Origin of the sequence: Gilliamella sp. GillExp13, assembly GCF_001690815.1 — a bacterium.
GTDB classification, from domain to species: domain Bacteria; phylum Pseudomonadota; class Gammaproteobacteria; order Enterobacterales; family Orbaceae; genus Gilliamella; species Gilliamella bombi.
The window spans coordinates 1-20337 of record NZ_LZHJ01000079.1 but is presented as its reverse complement, the minus strand read 5'-3'; the positions used below and the strand labels follow the sequence as shown (position 1 = coordinate 20337).

The 20337-nt window shown below is 35.2% G+C and carries 17 protein-coding genes and 1 pseudogene; 12 read left to right on the top strand and 6 right to left on the bottom strand.

From position 1 onward, the window contains the following. Positions 1-1583 (top strand): hypothetical protein (locus A9G37_RS12850; protein ID WP_176701871.1); only part of this gene is annotated, 1583 nt, incomplete at its 5' end. A 565-nt stretch (positions 1584-2148) separates the two neighbouring features. On the opposite strand, the gene mobA is transcribed toward A9G37_RS12850, so the two are convergent. After that, positions 2149-2736 (bottom strand): molybdenum cofactor guanylyltransferase MobA, encoded by a 588-nt coding sequence (gene mobA / locus A9G37_RS05650; RefSeq protein WP_065574885.1) that lies wholly within the window; start codon positions 2734-2736, stop codon positions 2149-2151. Between the two features lie 144 nt (positions 2737-2880). Between mobA and A9G37_RS05645 the strand changes: the two genes are divergently transcribed. After that, the gene (locus tag A9G37_RS05645; RefSeq protein ID WP_034911797.1) at positions 2881-3150 is read left to right on the top strand and encodes a YihD family protein; all 270 of its coding nucleotides are present in this window, start codon (positions 2881-2883) and stop codon (positions 3148-3150) included. A gap of 14 nt (positions 3151-3164) precedes the next feature. Next, positions 3165-3878, top strand: coding sequence for a DsbA family protein (locus tag A9G37_RS05640; protein WP_051634209.1), 714 nt, complete (start codon positions 3165-3167; stop codon positions 3876-3878). 105 nt (positions 3879-3983) lie between these two features. Here A9G37_RS05640 and A9G37_RS05635 read toward each other — a convergent pair whose 3' ends face one another. Both A9G37_RS05635 and A9G37_RS05630 read right to left on the bottom strand, forming a co-directional pair. Beyond that, positions 3984-5981 (bottom strand): MacB family efflux pump subunit, encoded by a 1998-nt coding sequence (locus A9G37_RS05635; protein ID WP_255306858.1) that lies wholly within the window; start codon positions 5979-5981, stop codon positions 3984-3986. After that, on the bottom strand, positions 5953-7134 hold the full coding sequence (locus A9G37_RS05630; protein WP_065574889.1) for an efflux RND transporter periplasmic adaptor subunit: 1182 nt from the start codon (positions 7132-7134) through the stop codon (positions 5953-5955). Before A9G37_RS05630 ends, A9G37_RS05635 begins: the two co-directional genes overlap by 29 nt. 581 nt (positions 7135-7715) lie before the next feature. On the opposite strand from A9G37_RS05630, the pseudogene ftsY reads away from it, so the two are divergent. From ftsY to rpoH, 4 genes and pseudogenes are all read left to right on the top strand, one after another. Further along, positions 7716-8639: pseudogene (gene ftsY / locus A9G37_RS05625) on the top strand (signal recognition particle-docking protein FtsY); the annotation flags it as partial. Between the two features lie 8 nt (positions 8640-8647). After that, positions 8648-9307 (top strand): cell division ATP-binding protein FtsE, encoded by a 660-nt coding sequence (ftsE, locus tag A9G37_RS05620; RefSeq protein ID WP_034911799.1) that lies wholly within the window; start codon positions 8648-8650, stop codon positions 9305-9307. Beyond that, complete coding sequence (gene ftsX, locus A9G37_RS05615) at positions 9307-10275, top strand: permease-like cell division protein FtsX (protein ID WP_034911801.1); 969 nt, start codon at positions 9307-9309, stop codon at positions 10273-10275. The genes ftsE and ftsX overlap by 1 nt, the downstream gene beginning before the upstream one ends. A gap of 195 nt (positions 10276-10470) precedes the next feature. After that, on the top strand, positions 10471-11331 hold the full coding sequence (rpoH, locus tag A9G37_RS05610; protein ID WP_034911804.1) for an RNA polymerase sigma factor RpoH: 861 nt from the start codon (positions 10471-10473) through the stop codon (positions 11329-11331). 254 nt (positions 11332-11585) lie between these two features. On the opposite strand, the gene ubiA is transcribed toward rpoH, so the two are convergent. Together ubiA and A9G37_RS05600 are read right to left on the bottom strand one after the other, a co-directional pair. Beyond that, a complete protein-coding gene (gene ubiA, locus A9G37_RS05605; RefSeq protein WP_034911807.1) occupies positions 11586-12413 on the bottom strand; it encodes a 4-hydroxybenzoate octaprenyltransferase in 828 nt (275 codons plus the stop codon). Positions 12414-12561: 148 nt separating this feature from the next. Continuing rightward, positions 12562-13119, bottom strand: a complete 558-nt coding sequence (locus A9G37_RS05600; RefSeq protein WP_162162650.1) for a TorD/DmsD family molecular chaperone — start codon at positions 13117-13119, stop codon at positions 12562-12564. 546 nt (positions 13120-13665) lie between these two features. Between A9G37_RS05600 and fdnG the strand changes: the two genes are divergently transcribed. The 4 genes from fdnG to fdhE all read left to right on the top strand — a co-directional run bounded on the left by fdnG (position 13666) and on the right by fdhE (position 19435). After that, complete coding sequence (gene fdnG / locus A9G37_RS05595; protein ID WP_081297670.1) at positions 13666-16734, top strand: formate dehydrogenase-N subunit alpha; 3069 nt, start codon at positions 13666-13668, stop codon at positions 16732-16734. Between the two features lie 16 nt (positions 16735-16750). After that, positions 16751-17725, top strand: coding sequence for a formate dehydrogenase subunit beta (fdxH, locus tag A9G37_RS05590; protein WP_051634210.1), 975 nt, complete (start codon positions 16751-16753; stop codon positions 17723-17725). Further along, positions 17718-18410 carry a formate dehydrogenase subunit gamma gene (locus A9G37_RS05585; protein WP_051634211.1) on the top strand — a complete coding sequence of 231 codons (693 nt, stop codon included), beginning with the start codon at positions 17718-17720 and terminating at the stop codon, positions 18408-18410. The genes fdxH and A9G37_RS05585 overlap by 8 nt, the downstream gene beginning before the upstream one ends. 116 nt (positions 18411-18526) lie before the next feature. Beyond that, positions 18527-19435, top strand: a complete 909-nt coding sequence (gene fdhE, locus A9G37_RS05580) for a formate dehydrogenase accessory protein FdhE (RefSeq protein WP_065574884.1) — start codon at positions 18527-18529, stop codon at positions 19433-19435. A 104-nt stretch (positions 19436-19539) separates the two neighbouring features. Here fdhE and A9G37_RS05575 read toward each other — a convergent pair whose 3' ends face one another. Beyond that, positions 19540-19989: an IS30 family transposase gene (locus A9G37_RS05575; RefSeq protein ID WP_255306859.1), complete on the bottom strand. Its 450-nt coding sequence runs from the start codon at positions 19987-19989 to the stop codon at positions 19540-19542. An 85-nt stretch (positions 19990-20074) separates the two neighbouring features. Here A9G37_RS05575 and A9G37_RS05570 point away from each other — a divergent pair. After that, positions 20075-20337: transposase (locus A9G37_RS05570; protein ID WP_065574752.1), on the top strand; the 263-nt coding region annotated here is incomplete at its 3' end.

The following is a 20337-nucleotide window of genomic DNA, read 5'->3' as shown; positions in this document are numbered from 1 at the left end:
AGGCACAAGGCACAAGGCACAAGCACTGGCAAACCTATGTCTTAAATTTATCAAATAATCCTATTCGACAAGTTTTTACTCGAAACTTATTTATATTTTCGAAATTATCTCTCGAATTATTATCGAAATTATCCACAAAACTATCTTTAAAAATTCCATTGGCATTAGCGCCGTTGTTGTTATTGCCGTACTCTTTAGAATCGCAGGCATTATCGGCCACGACTTCTGAGCGCATTCATGGTACTGCGCCTTATTTAACCTTTGATGGCGGTGTTACTAAAGTGACTGAAATAAGGGAATTATTAGGTATTAAGTTATCAGACGGTCGAACATTCATACCGCAAAATAATCCTTCATCATCGACAGCGCCAATCGAGTTATCTAATGTAGGGGATACTTTTGCTGATATTGAAATGATAGTTCCGTCATCAAGCGACTCAATAAATATAAATGACTTAGTAACACAAGGTAAATGGGGCGATGATGATGGGGATGGACAGCGAGCAGGTGAAGTTACTGCATCAGGAAGTATATCGTTAGTAATAAAAGATAAAGATGGCAATACCGTTAATCGTAGTGATACATTAAGTCTATGTAAAGCACCTTATAAGGTAACCTTAGATAGTTCAGAGGGAACTTTAGAGACTCGTTATGGCATGCCGAATAGTAGTACTTTTAGTGGAGGAACAGCGGAGTATTATATCACTCCGCCATCAGCGCCGGTTATTTGTTCGGTCAGGCCGAATTTGTTGTATGGTGGCACAGTAGGTATTGAATGGGATAACCCACGCTTCGCTGGTCCTGCTAACATATGGAGTCCTACTAAGGGCTTTCTAACTCAATCAACAACCCCATCATCTTACGACCAAAATTTTCCAACGACTGGTGCAGATGGATTGTATTTTGATTTGGATATAGGTGGAATAGATGCAAGTCAGTTGAGTTGGACAGTTAACACGAATGGTAGTCTAAATGCAACGGTGGCTTGGAGATTGCCAAACCAAGGTGCAAACGAAGATAGATGGATTACGGATAAATCAAAATATGTAACACGGGTAACGTTGCATGGTCCAGAGGCAAGAAGCCAGCGGAAGAATCCTAGTCCTAGTCAAATTACCGTGCCATCTTTGCCGCAGACATTTGAGTTGGTTGGTAGGGATAGTCGAGGTAATGAGGTTCGTTATGGATTTGTATTAAGGCAGTGGTTCGTCAATCGGGGGAGCGAATGGAGCATTTATAGTGACCAGTTAGCATGGTGTAATAGTTTGGGTTATCGCATGCCACGGGTAAGGGATTTAACCAATGCAGTTTGTTCTGGTTGGAATTCAGGAAGTTCGTGTCAAGGCGCATTAGGCGCCACACCTAGTTCATCAGGTAATAATTACATGCGTCACATAGGGGCAGGTTTTTTCTCGGAGTGGGGCTACATGTACCACTACGATGCGGGCTTCTCCCAGTACGCCCACTGGACGAGCGACGCAACAGGTAGCAGCCAGTTCCTTGTCGACGCGTCCGACGGCTACGTGAGAAGCGACAGTGCCAGTGTCAGAGACTGGCGCTATGGCCTTTGCACCGCACCTTAGCTTTTAGCGTTTAGTTCTTAATCCTTAGGGCGCGGAAGGGGGTTACGGTGCCTGAGAGGATAATATAACAAAGAATAAAGCCCCCGCGTAAGTTGGGGCGCTGAGCAGGCAAAGTCTGTGAACCTAGCGCTTTAATGACTGAAAGTCAAAACAATGCTTCGACCGATACAATTTTCAAGCTTGCGCTTTTGCTATTAACTGACTGTTATTAACAAGCTGTTATTAATAGCTATTATCAAATAACAAAAGCGCTTTTATTAAAAAGCCAAATTCAATGTAATAAAAAACTAGCCTATAAGTGTTTGATTTCATTTAAAAATAAAAAATTTAATAAAATCAATAGTCTACCTGAACGTTTTTAGAGCAAAAACACGCTTATAGCACCACAATGCTAATATGCTTGCCTTATCACAGCATCAAAATATACCGATAACGAAATAAAGCTAGCACGCCAAACAGGGCTGTTGGGTGTGTTTGTGTTTTAGATGTTATTAGCAATATTAATTATTCCGCAAAAATCAAAAAGTCCTAAAGCTAACACCCTATTTTTTATGAAAATAAATGATTATTTATCTTCTTTCTGATTAAATGAATTAAGCACCTCTAGCGTGTTGATATTGCTAAAACAAACTGCTTTATCGCTAAAATCAACCGATTTAGCACTGATTTGTTCTAAAAACAGCATCAGCTTGCGTTCGCCTTGCTCTAAATAGATTTTTAGTTGTTGAGTAACTGTTTTATGAATAAGTAGAATGGTTGGATGGTGATATTGTCCATCATATGGATAAATAGCACTGTTATTTGCCGTATAAACAGCTAAGCGGTCAATTAAATCATCCGGCAAAAAAGGCGTGTCACAACTGACAAATAAGTTCCAATCGGTTTTGCTGCGTAATAAACCACTGTAAATCCCCGATAATGGTCCACAAAATCCTGCTAGGTCATCACTAAATATAGGATAACCTGCTTTTTGGTATTGTTCTGTGTGACGATTGCAATTAATCATGATTGCATCAACGTGAGGTTTGATGCAATCAATGACATGTTGATAAAGTGGTTTTTGATGTAATAATAATAGTCCTTTGTCGTTGCCATTCATACGGGTACTTTTACCTCCAGCTAGAATGATTGCAGTAATAGAGGGTTTTTCCATAAATTATTTCTTTTTTACGTTGCGAAAAAACAAAATAACATTACTATATAGTAATGTTATTGCAAGTTGTAGCGTATCATTTTTAATGATTGCTTAATTATCATTATCTTCGAAAAATTTGAAGATTTACTAAAGGTAACAATTATGAAATGTCATCGTATTGATGAAGTAATGGAATTATTGCAACCCGCATGGGAAGGGGATTCTGATCTTAATTTATTACAATTTTTAGCTAAATTAGGTCAAGAGGCTGGTTTTGAAGGTGAATTAAAAGATTTGAGTGATGAAGTTTTAATTTATCATTTAAAAATGCGAGGTTCGGATAAGAATGATGTTATTCCGGGTCTAAAAAAAGATTATGAAGAAGATTTTAAAACCGCATTGTTAAAAGCTCGTGGGATTATAAAAGAATAAGGAGAATCATTAAAATGAAAAAAACACTTATCGCAATTAGTATTTTGCTTTTTTCTGTAAACTGTTTTGCAAATGAAAGCCCAACTATTACTAAGGCCGACACCTCAGCGAATGCATTTGAGCCGATTGAATTAGGTAAACAATATGCCGCGCTACCAACTAATCCATCGCCAGATAAAGAAGTTATTGAGTTCTTTTCGTTTAATTGCCCAAGCTGTTTTAGATTTGAAATTCAAAATCAAGGTCCTCAAACTATTAGCAAGGCTTTACCAGAAGGTGTTAAATTCAAACGCTACCATTTAGAAGATTTTGGACCATTAGCTAAAGATCTTGCGCAAGCATGGGCTGTGGCTAATGTTCTAGGTATAGAAGATAAAGCTTCAGATGCACTTTATAATGCGGTTCAAAAAGATAAAACGATAAAAACAGCAGATGACATTAAAGCTGTTTTTGAAAAATTAGGTGTTAGTAATGAAGTGTATGATAAAACAAAAGATAGCTTTTTGGTTAAATCATTTATGGTACAACAAGCAGATGCGATTAAAGAGATGAAACCAGATTCAATCCCTACGGTTATTGTTAATCGTAAGTTTTTTATCATAGCAAATCAACTTAATGTAACTAGTGATGATGCATTTATTAATGATTATGCAAGAGTTACTGCATTTGTTGCAGGGTTAGATCCTAATGCAAAAATAGAAGAAAAAGCGCATTCTGATAAAAAATAAATGGTTAACAAGTTTAAAAACAACATAAGTTAATCACTTATTTTTGACGTTTTAAGTCCCATTGTATCATTTTGTACAATGGGATTTTTTATTATAGTAAAATTGCTATTCTCGTTCTAAAGCATAAATTGGATCGAGTTTAGCTGCCCGTCTAGCAGGGAAATAACCAAAAATAATACCAATTATACTTGAGAAACTAAATGCCGCTATAATAGCTATTGCCGAGAAATTCATTGCAAATGATGTAACAACAGAATTAAAAATAAAGCCAATGGCAAACGAGAGTACAATACCTATTGTTCCGCCAATTAAACATACTAATACAGCTTCAATTAAAAATTGCTGTAATATGTCGCTTGACCGAGCACCAACGGCCATTCGTACGCCAATTTCTCGAGTTCTTTCTGTGACTGATACTAACATGATATTCATCACACCAATACCGCCAACAACGAGTGAAATCAGCGCAATAGCCGAAACTAATAACGTCATTACCCAAGCGGATGAGTTGATTGTTTCTCGTATATTATCGGAATTAAAGATGAAAAAATCTTTTGTACCATGTCGTTGTAACATAATTCGATTAATAGCTTGTTCAGCAACAGATAAATTAACATTATCTTTAACACGTACTGTAATGCTTTTTAACGAAGTTTGACCTACCATGCGGTTAATCACGGTAGTATAAGGTAACCAAACATTCAGGCTTTCATTGCTACCAAATCCTTGCTGTTGTTTAGTTGCAACACCAATTATTCTTACTGGTAACTGTCCAACCATTAAAATTTTTCCAATTGGGTTTTGATTTGCAAATAACCGTTTAACAGTATTGTCATCAATCACTGCATCTTGTGCCGAGGCAATAATACTTGCTTCATCAAAAGATTTTCCTTGAGAAATAGTGTAACCACGAACCGCAAAAAATTGCTCCCCTACACCATTTACTGTTCCAGTTACTGCTAAATTATTAATTCGGAAATAAACACTGGTTGCAAGGTTAGGAGTCGTACTGTGGACAAAGTTTTGTTGCGCCAAAAAATCTGCGTCTGATGAGCGTAATGTAGTAATTTTATCCGCATTACGATCACCAAATCCCGATCCTGCATAGATTTCTAACGTGCTAGTCCCTAACGAGTTAATGTTAGATAAAATTTTCTGCTTTGTACCTTGTCCTAATGCAACAACAGAGACTACCGAGGCAATACCAATAATTATGCCTAACATGGTTAAAAAGGTCCGTAATCGTTGCGAAAGCATTGATAGCATAGCCATTTTAAAAGCATCTCGAAAACGGTAATATTTTGCCAGTAGATTATCTTGGGTTCTGGTTGCTTCGATTTGCTTAACTTGTCGATTATCATTTTGTTTAGATTGATAATTAGGGTTAATAGAATCAGAAATAATATTACCGTCACTAATTTCAACAATCCTTTGGGCACTTTGGGCAATATTTGAATCGTGGGTAACAATAATAACTGTGTGACCTTGTTGATGTAATTCTTGTAATATAGCCATTACTTCTAAACCGCTTTTACGGTCGAGTGCTCCCGTTGGTTCATCAGCTAAAATGATTTGTCCACCGTTAATTAAAGCTCTGGCAATACTGACTCGCTGTTGTTGCCCTCCAGATAACTGGTTAGGTTTATTGTGGATTTTCTCGGCAAGTCCTAAACGTGTTAAAATTTCGCTCGCTCTTTTTTGACGTTGTTCATTGGTAACACCAGCATAAATAGCAGGGATTTCTACATTGCCTTGTGCGGTTAGTGCATTTAATAAATGGTAACGTTGAAAGATAAAACCAAAATGCTCTCGGCGTAATTGAGCTAACTCATCAGGTGACAATTCACTTGTTGTGCGTCCTCCAATAGAATAAGTGCCTGAGGTCGGTTTATCTAAACAGCCTAAAATATTCATCAAAGTGGATTTACCCGATCCTGATGCGCCAATAATCGCTACCATTTCACCAGCATTAATTGTTAGATTTATGCTTTTAAGAACCTGTATAGTTGTATCGCCTGCTGGAAATTCACGAACAATATTCTCAAGCTTAATAAGAGGTATATTATTGACCATATTAGAATCGAATCCTTGGGGTTCTTGCATTATTACCACCTAGTGAAGCGCCATTAGTACTACTGACCACAACCATATCACCCTCTTTAATCCCCGATTTTATCTCAACATTGATATTATTATCGATACCCAAAGTAACTTCGTGTTCTTCGATCTCATTATGTTTATCTAACAGGTAAATAATGGCTTTATTATTGCCCAATTTTTTTTGAATTGCTTGAGATGGAATGGTTAGTACATCTTTTGCTTCAGACAAGACAATATAAACTTGCGCTGTCATTGAAATTCTTAATACATGGTCGGGATTATCTACATCAAATAATCCATTATAATAAATTGCGCTTTTTGTTGTTGATGATGAACTTGACAAGGTTGTTTCGGTATTAATTGAGTCAGGTGCAGGCTCTATAGCCCTTAGTGTTAAACCATCAAAACGTCTATTCGGTTGGCCTAAAATGGTAAAATAAACAGGCATTCCTTTTTTTACATTGATCACATCAGCTTCAGAAATTTGCGCTTCAATGGTCATTTTATCAAGTTGCGCTACTTTAACAATGGTTGGTGCACTTTGAACAGAGTTAACAGTTTGTCCTTCATTGACTGGAATGGCAACAATCACTCCATCGATAGGGGAGCGAATTTTAGTATATCCCAAATTAACTTTGGCGGTATCGACTGCAATTTGTGCTTTAACGATATCAGCATCAAGTGCTGCAATATCAGCTTTGATTACATCGAGTTCGGCTTTTGCTGCATCTAGGTCGGATTGAGCACCAGCCCCTTTATTGACTAGTTTTCGTTGACGGTCATAAGTTAATTGATAATTAATCAATCTGGCTTTTTTGGCCTTACGCTGTGCCTCTAAACTATTAAGTGACGCTTCAGATTGTTTTAAATCATTGCTTTGTTTAAGATCGTCAATCTCAGCAATCATATCGCCTTGTTTAACTTCATCGCCCAACTCAACATAGAGTTTTTTAATTTGCCCAGAAACCTGCGCACCAACACTAACTTGCTTAAAAGCACTAATTGTTCCATCGGCTAGTACGGTTTTTTCAATATTACCTTTGGTAACCTGTGATGTAATATAATTAGCTGTAGGCTCTGAATGAGATATGATTAAACATACAATATAAATAATTGTAAAGAAGATGGTAGCTATAACTAAATATTTAATTTTCATCAATTTTAACAATGTTTTTCACCCTTTATTTTCTTATTGTAATTTTAACATTTTATCGTAATAACGAAAATGATATTGATAATTATTATTAATAAATTGTAATAATTATGAAATTTTAAATTTTAAACTAATTTATAGAAATTCTTCGTGTTGTTTATTGTAATTTGAGGAACTACTGTAATAAACATGAATAAAAAAAGTAAAATTGATCAAACCTACCTATCCACAAATAAGTGGAAAAGCAAAAAGAGTGATACGTACTTAAATGAAGATGTGGCATCGTCAATAAACATTTAGCAACCCAAAAATAAAAAACAAATTTTTACGTGATTTATTAACTATTATAATATGGCTAAACCGCATAAAATAATTGCGAGGAAAATACTTTATGAGTTTTTATAGGATTATTTTAATTTGAAGTGTAAACAACCTGGTGTTTTTCTACATTTTATAATTAGAAAAAAAATCTGACAAAAGAACAAGAATGGTCTCTTTTATTGAATACATTGGGCTTTATTCTAAAATAAGATAAAATGATCTTAGAAAATGTTATGGGATAATTATTTATGGTTGAACAAAAAAAAGAAGGGTTTTTCTCTCGTTTAAAAAAAGGTCTTTTTAAGACTAAACAAAATATTGGTTCAGGTTTTCTTAGTTTATTTAAAGGGAAAAGGATCGATGATGCTTTATTTGAAGAATTAGAAGAGCAGTTACTTATTGCTGATGTAGGTTTTGACACAACCCAAAAAATTATTGATTCCTTAACTAAACAAGCATCAAGAAAAGAGCTAAAAGATGCTGATGCATTACATGATCTTTTAAAACAGGAAATGAAATCTATTTTAGATGGAGTCGATAAGCCCCTTGATATAGAAAGCCATAAACCATTTGTAATATTGATGGTTGGCGTTAATGGTGTCGGAAAAACAACAACAATTGGCAAATTGGCTCGTCAATTTCAACAACAAGGCAAATCAGTTATGCTTGCGGCGGGTGATACCTTTCGAGCAGCGGCTGTTGAGCAGTTACAAGTCTGGGGAGAACGGAATAATATCCCTGTTATTGCTCAGCATACTAATGCAGATTCTGCTTCTGTCATTTATGATGCAATACAAGCAGCAAAAGCAAAAAAAATAGATATATTAATAGCCGATACTGCAGGGCGCTTACAAAATAAATCTCATTTAATGGATGAGTTAAAAAAAATAGTACGCGTAATTAAAAAACACGATGAAACAGCACCCCATGAAATTATGTTGACTATTGATGCTGGTACTGGTCAAAATGCGGTTAGCCAAACCAAACTATTTAATGAGGCTGTTGGTGTCACTGGGATGACATTAACTAAATTAGATGGTACTGCAAAAGGGGGAATTATCTTTAGTATTGCCGATCAGTTTAATATTCCTATTCGTTATATTGGTGTCGGGGAGAAAATTGAAGATTTAAGACCTTTTGTTGCTGATGATTTTATCAATGCTTTGTTTGATGAAACAGATGGTTAGAGAGTGTCATGATTCAATTTCAGCGCGTAAGTAAAGTGTATTCTGGCGGTAAACCAGCACTACAAAATATTAGCTTCACTTTATTACCTGGTGAAATGGCTTTTTTAACTGGACACTCAGGGGCTGGTAAAAGTACGCTAATGCGATTAATTTGTGGGTTAGAAAGAGCAAATGATGGCAAAGTGTTGTTAAATGGTGTTGATGTTTCAAGTTTAAGACGCCAAGAGATGCCATTTCTACGTCGCACAATTGGTATGATTTTTCAAGATCACCAATTACTGATGGATCACACTGTTTATGATAATGTAGCTATTCCATTAATTATTTTAGGTAAACCAGCTGAAGAAATTAAAAGAAGAGTTTCCGCTTCACTGGATAAAGTTGGATTACTTAATAAGATGGAATTTTATCCAATACAGTTATCTGGTGGTGAACAGCAGCGAGTAGGTATCGCTCGTGCTATTGTTAATCGTCCTAGTGTTTTGCTTGCTGATGAACCCACAGGTAATTTAGATGATAAACTATCAAAAGATATCTTAAAGCTTTTTGAAGAATTTAATCAAGCTGGTGTAACGATTTTGATGGCAACGCATAATATGGGACTGATACGGCGCAAGCACCATCGAATATTGCATTTAAATCAGGGACGTTTAGAGATTAAAAATTAATGAGCTTAACTAATATCAAACCTAGTAAATCGAAGAAGAATGAAAATAGCTTTTTCTCTCGCTGGATAAGACAAATCGGTTATGCATGGCGTAACACGTTTAATGACTTTTCTCAGCATATTATTGCTTCATTACTGACCATTTTTGTTATTGCTATTTCAATTACTATACCAACTATCAGCTATTTACTTTGGAAAAACGCTAGTCAAACTGCACAGCAATGGAATCCAACTCCCAGTTTGACTGTTTATATCAATAAAGAATTAACATCAGAACAAACAACTGAATTGATTGCTAAAATTAAATTTTATGATGAAGTTGATCAGGTTGAATATCTTTCCAAAGATGAAACAAAAGAAGAATTCGAAACGTGGTCTGGGTTTAGTGATGCACTCGATTTGCTAGATGAAAATCCATTACCTGCAGTAGCAATTGTTATTCCTAAAGATGAGGCAAAAAAGACAGCTGTGTTACATCGATTACAAAAAGAATTGCTTACCATTGATGGTATTGATGATATAAAATTAGATGATAGTTGGTTTACTCGTTTAACAGCACTAACTGATATGGTTAAATCTATCGTATGGATTATTTCTATATTTATGATTATAGCTGTATCTCTTGTGATTGGTAATAGCATCCGTTTAAATATATTCTCTAGAAAACAGACGATTATGGTTATGCAATTAATTGGGGCAACAGAAGGATTTATTTTGCGTCCTTTTCTTTATAGTGGAATGTTTATTAGTTTTATTAGCGCTATTATAGCGTTAGTGTTATCGGAAATATTTATTTATCAAATAGAGTTAATTATGTTGAATGTTTCTGATACATTTGGAACAATAATTCATATTGAAGGGCTATTATGGGATGAGAGTTTATTGATTGTCCTTATAACAGCTAGTATTGGGTGGCTTTCATCGTTGATTGCGACTAAGAAATACTTAAAAATAGCACAAATTGTCTAGCTATTTTGCTATAAATTGCCAAGATATATATCAATTTAATAAAAGGCTAATATTAAGTAAAATATTTTAAGTATTTTAGTTAAAATAGTGAACTAATTTATAATTCATTGGTCTAACATTGTAATAAACGCTAGTTTAACGTTTTTATTGTTGCATATTTAATGTAACGAAATTTATTATTTAAGGGGGAATTAAATGAGTACTGATTTAAAAATGCAAGTAGGTGCTTTAATCCCACAAGGAAATATAGAATCATACCTTCGCATGATTAACACCTATCCAATGTTAACTGCAGAAGAAGAAAAATCATTAGGTGAAAAACTCTATTATCACGATGATGTAGATGCTGCTCGCCAGTTAATTTTATCTCATTTACGATTTGTAGCGCATATTGCCCGTGGTTATTCGGGTTATGGTTTACCACAAGCTGACTTAATTCAAGAAGGTAATATTGGCTTGATGAAAGCAGTACGCCGTTTCAATCCTGAAATGGGTGTTCGTTTGGTCTCATTTGCTGTGCATTGGATAAAAGCTGAGATCCATGAATATGTATTAAAAAATTGGCGTATTGTTAAAGTTGCAACAACAAAGGCGCAAAGAAAGCTATTTTTTAATCTAAGAAAAACTAAACAACGTTTAGGTTGGTTCAGTAATGCAGAAGTGGATATGGTAGCAGATGAATTAGGTGTAAGTCGTAAAGATGTACTTGAAATGGAATCACGTATGTCGGCACAAGATATGTCATTTGATATAGATAGTGATGACGATGATAATTCAATTATTGCACCAGCACTTTACTTAGAAGATAGCAATTCTGATTTCTCAAAATCAATTGAAAATGATAATTGGGAAAATGATGCGACAGATAGGCTACATGATGCATTATTAAAATTAGATGAACGTAGCCAAGATATTATTAAAGCACGTTGGTTAGATTCTGATGAAAGCAAATCAACTTTACAGGTCTTAGCCGATAAATATAGTGTTTCAGCAGAGCGTATCCGACAGCTTGAAAAAAATGCAATGAAAAAGTTAAGAGTTGCTATTGAAGCATAATTTTTTCATTTATAATTTTTTAATTAGTGTTAACTTCCTAAACCTTACTTTTTAAAAAAGTAAGTTTTTTTTTTATAACTTAAACTTATGAAATAAGAAAAAAATCATTGTTTATATTTTGACTATTTATTATTTTTTATTTGATACTATGCTGTGTTCGCTTTTTATAAAATAAAAGGATTAAAATAAACACAGATATGATTAAGTTATATTTTCGATTGAGTCAATCTGTAAATATAGTAGTGATTTAATTTTTAAACAGAAAAGAGACCTAAAAAAACAATCAAACCAACATAATTATTATTCATAAATGCGCTAAAACATTTGTTTCTTTCTCGATCTTTTATCAACCATTGTTGGTAAATAAATAATGCTGTAACTAATAATAAAGCAATATAAACTATCAACGATAGTTGGTTGATTAAACTAATCAATAATAAACCAATAACAGAAGCTATCTGTAATAATCCAATGATTAATTTATCATAACGTCCAAATAAGATGGCAGTGGATTTTATACCAATTTTTACATCATCGTTGCGATCAACCATCGCATATTCGGTGTCATAGGCAATTGTCCAACAAATATTAACAAAGAAAAGCAACCAACAGGTTAATGGAAACTGCTCAATAGTTGCTGCATACACCATCGGAATGCTCCAACTAAATGCGATACCTAAGATGATCTGAGGTAAATGGGTATAACGCTTCATAAAAGGATAAATCAGCGCAGTTAATAACGCAAAACAGCCTATCAACCATGATAGTTTATTTAAAGTTAGCAATAAGCAAAGAGCAATAAATAATAATACAAATAACGTCCATAATGCGTTCTTTTCAGTCAATGCTCCACGAGCCAGTGGGCGATTTTTAGTCCGTTCAACATGTGCATCTAAATGACGATCAGCATAATCATTCACTACACAACCTGCCGAGCGCATTACAAATACGCCAAGTATAAAAATAATTGTTATGTAAATAGAAGGGTGTCCCGCAAGCCAAATTGCCCAAAGGGTAGGCCAGAGTAAAAGCAATGAGCCAATAGGTCTATCTAATCGCATTAGTTGTAAATAGGCTAGCATTAATTATTTACCTTGAAAAAAGCATAGCATGGATTATACCGATTAAGATAAAAGCTGCAATGTTACAGTATGACAAGTTACAATTCAGCATTAAGTAAAATAATCATTTACCTGAAATAACTATTTTTTCAAAAAATAGAAAATACAATTAAAGCATCTGCAAATATTGATCAGCAATCATAGCTAATGCCCGATAAAATGGACTTATCTCATTTTGCTTTAGTCTTTTTAAATAGGTTGAAGACCAGATCAATAAATGTTCATTGATTAACTGTTTTGCTGCTGTATAGTTATTATTTTCAAGCAACATGGCATACGCCATTAGCATTAATCCAAATTGATCTTCGGGTTCGTTCATTCCTGTATTGAGTGTCAAACCATGTTGCTGCAGAAATTGGCGGTAGCATTCTTGTGATTCGCCTAGTAATAAATGTTCTTTATCAAGGTAAAATGATCCCCATGGTGGTGCAGGCATTGTTCCTTGACCTTCAAATAGTAACGAAAATTGATAATTAAGCTCAGAGTCATCGATGTGATTTGCTAATATATTGCACTGTTCAGAAATAATACAAGGATTTAACCATTCGACTAAATCATCAATATGCAATAATGCCTGTATTAATGGTGTAGTAACTTTATTATTTGGTGGATAATAAAAAAAAGTACTAAGTAGTTTTGCTAATGTGATTCTGGTTATGTTATCCAAATAAATATCCTTGAAGGTTTGTTTTTTGCGCCTAAAAACAATAAAGAGACAAGAGCTGCTGAACTTTTGTATTAATGATAACCCTCCTTTATGTTTTTAGCCATATCAAACAATGGTTAATAACCATATTGTAGAAATTAATCGTATTATTTGCAGTAATTTGAGAAACGGTGGTAATGAATATACATAAAAAAATTAATTTCTTCTCAATTGGTAAGAGATATGGCAATTATATCATTAAGAAAAAATAACTTTCACTAATTTGGTTAGACGCTTTATGGTCAGTTGTCTAACTGCCTTATAAATTTTTATACTTAAACGTAGTGTTACCTGAAACTTTTTTATATTAATATAATTTTTCACAATATTAAACATAAATCAAGCTGTCATTATTTTATTTTTTGATATATGTCAAAATTAATAAATTCATATCTGTTTTTCCCTTTATTTCCATTTGATTAAAGATTATCATTACAACCAGTAAGGATGTTAATTGCTTCCAATATAATAAATTAAAACGTAATGTCAGCTTTCTAAGGAGTCCATATGCTATTTAACCGTAGGCAGTTCTTTAAGATCTGTGCTGGTGGTATGGCTGGAACAACGGTAGCTACGCTTGGTTTTTCTCCAAATGTAGCGCTTGCTCAAACTCGCCAATATAAGTTATTGAAATCAAAAGAAACTAGAAATAATTGTACTTACTGCTCTGTTGGCTGTGGTATGTTGCTATATAGCCGTGGCGATGGGGCTAAAAATGCCGAATCGTCTATTTTCCATGTAGAAGGAGATCCCGATCATCCTGTTAGTCGAGGCTCTCTTTGCCCTAAAGGTGCAGGTGTTCTGGATTATGTAAAAAGTGAACAACGAGTTAAATATCCTGAATATCGTGCCCCTGGTTCAGATAAATGGCAACAAATAAGTTGGGATGAAGCCATTGATCGTATTGCTCGTTTAATGAAAGCTGATCGAGATAAAAATTTTGTTGAAAAAAATGCGGAAGGCACAACAGTCAATCGCTGGACAACAACAGGCTGGCTTGTTACCTCAGCCGCTAGTAATGAAACAGGTTGGTTAGCGTTCAAAGTTGCTCGCGCATTAGGTATGTTAAGCCTTGAAACCCAAGCTAGAGTTTGTCATGGTCCTTCTGTATCTAGCTTAGCGGCTACTTTTGGTCGCGGCGCCATGACTAACAACTGGAATGATATCAAAAATGCTAATGTTGTTATCGTAATGGGGGGAAATGCAGCTGAAGCTCATCCGGTTGGTTTTAAATGGGCTATAGAAGCAAAAATTAATAATGGTGCTGAACTAATTGCCATTGACCCTCGTTTTCATCGAACAGCCTCAGTGGCTGATTTGTATGTACCTATTCGCTCAGGTTCTGATATTGCTTTTCTACTTGGTATTATCAATTATCTTATTAGCAATAACGAAGTTAATTTTGACTACTTAGTTACTCATAGTAATGCAAGCCTAATTGTTCGTGATGATTTTAATTTTGATGAAGCTACAGGGCTATTTAGTGGTTATGAAGCTGATACCAAACAGTATGATCAGACAAGTTGGGCATATCAAAAGGATGACAACGGGTATGCTCTTCGGGATAAAACGTTAAGTCATCCCCGTTGTGTATGGAATCTATTAAAACAGCATGTCAAACGTTATACACCCGAAATGGTAAATAAAATAACGGGAAGTCCTATTGAAGGTTTTTTGCATGTTTGCCGCTCACTTGCTAGCACTAAAACTAACAATAGAGCAGCCACATTTTTATATGCATTAGGTTGGACTCAGCATACTTATGGATCACAAATTATCCGTACTGCTGCCATGATTCAGCTTATTTTAGGCAATATTGGCGTAATGGGCGGAGGTATTAACGCACTACGTGGACATTCAAATATTCAAGGCTTAACTGATGTTGGTTTATTATCAAATCGTCTGCCTGCTTATCTTGATTTACCAAAAGATTCTCAAGTTTCACTTACTCAGTACCTAGATGAAAAAACACCAAAACCACTTGGTCCAAGCGAAGTGAATTTTTGGGGGAATTATCCAAAATTCTTTGTCAGCTTTATGAAATCAATGTACGGTGATAAATCGACTAAAGATAACGATTGGGGATTTGATTGGTTACCTAAATGGGATAAAACCTACGATGTTTTAAGATTTAGCAAAATGATGCGTGATGGTCAAGCCAATGGCTTTATTTGTCAGGGCTTTAACCCACTTGCTGCACTTCCCGATAAAAATAGTATTCGCGAAGGTTTGTCTAATTTAAAATTCTTGGTGAGCATTGATCCAATGCCAACAGAAACAGCTGAGTTTTGGAAAAACCATGGCGAATCTAATGATGTAGATTCTAGCAAAATTCAAACCGAAGTATTTAGATTGCCATCAAACTGTTTTGCAGAAGAAAACGGTACAATAGTTAACTCATCTCGCTGGCTACAATGGCACTGGGCAGCAGCAAGACCGCCTTATGAAGCTTTATATGATCCTGAAATTATTGCGCGTATCTTTTTGAGAATAAAAGAGCTGTATGCTGAAGAAGGTGGTGCTTATTACGAGCCAATTGAAAACTTAGTTTGGGATTATAAGGAGCCAGAAGGCCCAGCGGCTGAGGAATTAGCCAAAGATTATAATGGACGAGCACTTGCTGATATAACCGACGAAAATGGCAATGTTATTCTTAAAAAAGGTCAATTACTAAGTGGTTTTTCACAATTAAAAGCAGATGGTACAACTTCATCGGGTATTTGGATATTCTGTGGTTGTTGGACAGAACAAGGTAACCAAATGGCAAGGCGTGATCCAAGCGATCCATCTGGTAAAGGTGTTCATGCTGGTTGGGCATGGTCGTGGCCGATGAATCGACGAGTACTTTATAACCGCGCTTCAACGGATGAAAATGGTAAACCATGGGATCCTAAACGAGTTTTAGTAAAATGGAATGGCTCAAGTTGGGTAGGCAATGATGTACCTGATTTTACAGCAACATTACCACCAAGTAGTGGGGCAGGTGCTTTTATCATGAATAATGATGGTTTAGGTGGGTTATTTTGTTTAAATCGGTTAGTCGATGGGCCGTTCCCAGAGCACTATGAACCGTTTGAAACACCTATTAGTAATAATCCATTGCATCCAAATCAAGTCAGCAGCCCTGTAGCTCGCGCATTTAAAGAAGATTTGGCTCGCTTAGGGAATGCTAGCGAATTTCCTTATGTTGGTACCACTTATAGTATCACTGAACATTTCCATTTTTGGACGCAACATGCAAGGTTAGCTTCAATTACTCAACCCGAGCAATTTGTTGAGTTAAGTGAAAATCTTGCCCTCAAAAAAGGAATCAAATTAGGTGATATGGTTAAAATCACTTCACATCGAGGTTATATTAAAGCTAAAGCAGTTGTGACTAAACGTCTTCCAACTTTAACAGTTGATGGTAAAGAGATCGAAACCATTGGAATCCCAATAGTATGGGGATTCACAGGTCAGACAAAGAAAGGTTTTTTGGTTAATGAATTGACGCCACATTTAGGTGATGCAAATTCACAAACACCAGAATATAAATCATTCTTAGTCAATATCGAAAAAGTTACTACAGCGGCATAAGGTGGGAGGATAAATTATGTCATTACAAACTCAAGATATTATACGCCGCTCAGCAACTAATGCTTTAACTCCAGCGCCACGAGCTAGGGACTATCAACAAGAAGTTGCAAAACTTATTGATGTGACCACCTGTATAGGTTGTAAAGCATGTCAGGTTGCTTGTAGTGAATGGAATGATCTTCGAGCAGAAGTTGGCAATACTGTTGGTGTTTATGATAATCCTGCCGATTTAGAGCCAAAAGCATGGACTGTAATGCGGTATTCAGAAGTCGAGATAAATGGAAAATTTGAATGGTTAATTCGTAAAGATGGCTGTATGCACTGTTCTGATCCTGGTTGTTTGAAAGCATGCCCATCAGAAGGTGCTATCATTCAATATGCTAATGGTATTGTTGATTTTCAATCGGAACACTGTATTGGTTGTGGCTACTGTGTAGCAGGTTGTCCGTTCAATATTCCACGAATTAGTAAAGAAGATAATCACTCCTATAAATGTACATTATGTGTCGATCGCGTTGCTGTGGGTCAAGAACCCGCCTGCGTTAAAACTTGCCCTACTGGCGCTATACACTTTGGTACTAAACAAGATATGATTCGCCATGCTGAACACAGAATTGTAGATTTGAAAAAACGTGGTTTTGAACATGCTGGTCTTTATGACCCGCAAGGAGTTGGGGGAACACATGTTATGTATGTTCTTCATCATGCAGATCAGCCAGAATTGTATCACGGCTTACCAAAAAACCCTAAAATTAGTGAAATTGTCAGATTTTGGAAGGGTATTTGGAAACCATTATCTGCAGCTGCATTTGTGGCAACTTTTAGTGGTTTGCTGTTCCATTACATGGGCGTTGGTGCAATTGAAGTTGATGAAGAAGACATTGAAGAAGAAAAAGAAGCAGATAAACAAGCTCGAAAGCGTTTAGGCTTGCCTGTTTTAGAACAGAAAATTGACTCTAATTCATCACAACAGGAGAATCATCATGGATAAGAAAAGCATGATATTAAGAACACCACTTATTGTTCGCTTCTGTCATTGGTGTATGGTCTGTCTGTTTATCTTGACTGCACTATCTGGCTTATCTTTATTTTTTCCATCTATAAAACTGTTTGGATTATTTCTTGGTACGCCACAATTAGTAAGAGCATTGCATCCATTTTTAGGGTGCATTGTTTTTGTTTTACTCATGTTTATGTTTATAAAACTTGCTCACCATAATATTCCAAATAAAAATGATCTTTTATGGATTAAAAACTTTAAACATGTCATTTTGGGCAAAGAAAGAGGCATTCCAATAGGCAAATATAATGTAGGACAAAAGTTTTTATTTTGGTGCATTATGGGGTTAATTTTAGTTTTATTTGTTACAGGTCTCATCATGTGGCGCCGTTATTTTGCGGATAATTTTTCTGTTCCAGTTGTCCGTATTGCGATATTTCTTCATTCTCTTGCTGCAATTGGCTTAATTCTGCTTGCAATTGGTCATGCTTATATGGCAATTTGGGTTAAAGGTTCCATTAAAGGGATGATAACTGGCTATGTTTCGCGTGCTTGGGCACAAAAAAATCATTCAACTTGGTATGAAGAAGAAATGGAAAAGATCTATCAAAATGAACTAAAGTTAAAGGCTAAATCTGAAGAAGAATCTACAGATATTAAGCATAAACCAGCATAGTAACTTGCCTGCATCTATAATGGTATTTTCCGCTGATAGTAACTATCAGCGGTGACATTTTAATAGTAAAAATAAAAAGCAGTGATGAATAAAATCACAATTAATGAGCATTTATAATGAGTATAAAAATTATCCCCCAAGAACAACTTGAACAACAAGCCATAAACTCAGTTATTAGACAAATCCCGTTACTATTTTATCCATCACCTAAAACACTTTATACTCATCGAGCAGAACGTTTAAAAACTCTTGCAAACAATAATCCAATTAGTGATTATTTGAATTTTTGTGCAATTATAGCTGAACAACAAGCCAATTTAGTTAAACATAAGCCTATAGATATTGATGTATCGTGTTTATTAAATAGCGAATATCCTCCACTTAGTTTAGCTAATTTACCTCTTAAAGATACTTGGCAAGATTACTTTACTTCATTACTCGACTCATTTTCTGATACCACGCAGCAAATCGCTATAGTCATTGAACAGCTTAAAAAAAATGGCGCTTTAGAATTACAAAATAAAGCATTACATTTGCTTAAAGGAGAATTTGATAAAGTTGATGGTAATGAAGCAATATTTATTTGGTCATCATTATCTGTTTATTATTGCCAACTGGCTAGTCAAATTAAAAGTAAAGCTATCGCAGAAAATACAGATAAACTCTGGTTATGTCCAGTTTGTAATAGTATGCCTACTGCTAGCATTATTCAATTAGGCGGTAACAACGGATTACGCTATTTACATTGTAGTTTATGTGAAAGTGAATGGTATGTACCTAGAATTAAATGTACCTGCTGCGATAATATGAAAGACATACAATACCTCTCTTTAGAAAAAGAACTCGCTGCAATTAAAACCGAGTGTTGTGATGCTTGCCATAGCTATTTAAAAATATTTGATCAAGATAAAGATCCTCATATTGAAGTCATTGCGGATGATATTGCTTCGCTGATATTAGATATCAAAACCGAAGAAGAAGGGTTTGCTAAAAGTGGGGTAAATCCTTTTATATTTGCTCAATAAAAAAACAAAGATACTGATAATATAGTTTTATAGGCATTATATCGAATATGAAATAATTCATTCAAAGCTCATTAATTATTTAACTATTTTACAATAACGATTACCTAGATTACACCATGAAGTGCAATTCTTCTTAACTCCTTAGAATAAAAATCGGCAGGGCTTTTAAACTTATGCCGTTTTCTTGGGCGTGTGTTCAATAGATATTGTATTTTCTTTATCTGTTTGTCGTCAACTAATGAAATGGCCGCTGACTTAGGTATAAACTGACGTATTAAGCCATTGGTGTTTTCATTTGTGCCTCTTTGCCAGCTTTTATAAGGCTCCGCAAAGTACACGGTGGTGTTTAAATAATACTCAATAGCATGATGATAATTAAATTCGGTTCCATTATCAAAGGTGATGCTTTTAACCATTTTTTCAAACGGCGTTAGCAATTTTATTATCATATCTCTCGTTTCGGAGGCGGTACGTTGATTGAGGCGCCCAATTAATACTAGCCCTGTTTTGCGTTCAACTAATGTCACCAATGCTTGCTTGTCTTTACGGCTAATAATCGTATGGATCGGCTACACTAATTAGTACCAGTTTTATAAGGTCATTGTTATGATAAACTAAAAATAAGAGAAGGTAACAACAATGGCAATCGATTCATCACGAAGAGCAAAACGTAGCTTTACTAACGAGTTCAAAAAACAAATGGTCATGCTATATCAAAATGGTAAAAAACGTGCGGATATCGTCGCAGAGTATGACCTCACCAAATCAGCATTAGATAATTGGATAATGCAGTACCAAACTACCGGCTCATTCATCGCAAAAGATAATCGTCGAACTGAAGATAACGAACTTATCGCGCTACGCAAAGAGAATAAACGCTTGTTAATGGAGAATGATATCCT

Coding starts and splice junctions, on each gene's coding strand:
- rpoH (WP_034911804.1), top strand. CDS start 10,471: ATGAGTACTGATTTAAAAATGCAAGTAGGTGCTTTAATCCCACAAGGA.
- mobA (WP_065574885.1), bottom strand. CDS start 2,736: ATGGAAAAACCCTCTATTACTGCAATCATTCTAGCTGGAGGTAAAAGT.
- A9G37_RS05645 (WP_034911797.1), top strand. CDS start 2,881: ATGAAATGTCATCGTATTGATGAAGTAATGGAATTATTGCAACCCGCA.
- A9G37_RS05630 (WP_065574889.1), bottom strand. CDS start 7,134: ATGAAAATTAAATATTTAGTTATAGCTACCATCTTCTTTACAATTATT.
- A9G37_RS05585 (WP_051634211.1), top strand. CDS start 17,718: ATGGATAAGAAAAGCATGATATTAAGAACACCACTTATTGTTCGCTTC.
- fdxH (WP_051634210.1), top strand. CDS start 16,751: ATGTCATTACAAACTCAAGATATTATACGCCGCTCAGCAACTAATGCT.
- fdhE (WP_065574884.1), top strand. CDS start 18,527: ATGAGTATAAAAATTATCCCCCAAGAACAACTTGAACAACAAGCCATA.
- ubiA (WP_034911807.1), bottom strand. CDS start 12,413: ATGCTAGCCTATTTACAACTAATGCGATTAGATAGACCTATTGGCTCA.
- A9G37_RS05640 (WP_051634209.1), top strand. CDS start 3,165: ATGAAAAAAACACTTATCGCAATTAGTATTTTGCTTTTTTCTGTAAAC.
- ftsX (WP_034911801.1), top strand. CDS start 9,307: ATGAGCTTAACTAATATCAAACCTAGTAAATCGAAGAAGAATGAAAAT.
- ftsE (WP_034911799.1), top strand. CDS start 8,648: ATGATTCAATTTCAGCGCGTAAGTAAAGTGTATTCTGGCGGTAAACCA.
- A9G37_RS05635 (WP_255306858.1), bottom strand. CDS start 5,981: ATGCAAGAACCCCAAGGATTCGATTCTAATATGGTCAATAATATACCT.
- fdnG (WP_081297670.1), top strand. CDS start 13,666: ATGCTATTTAACCGTAGGCAGTTCTTTAAGATCTGTGCTGGTGGTATG.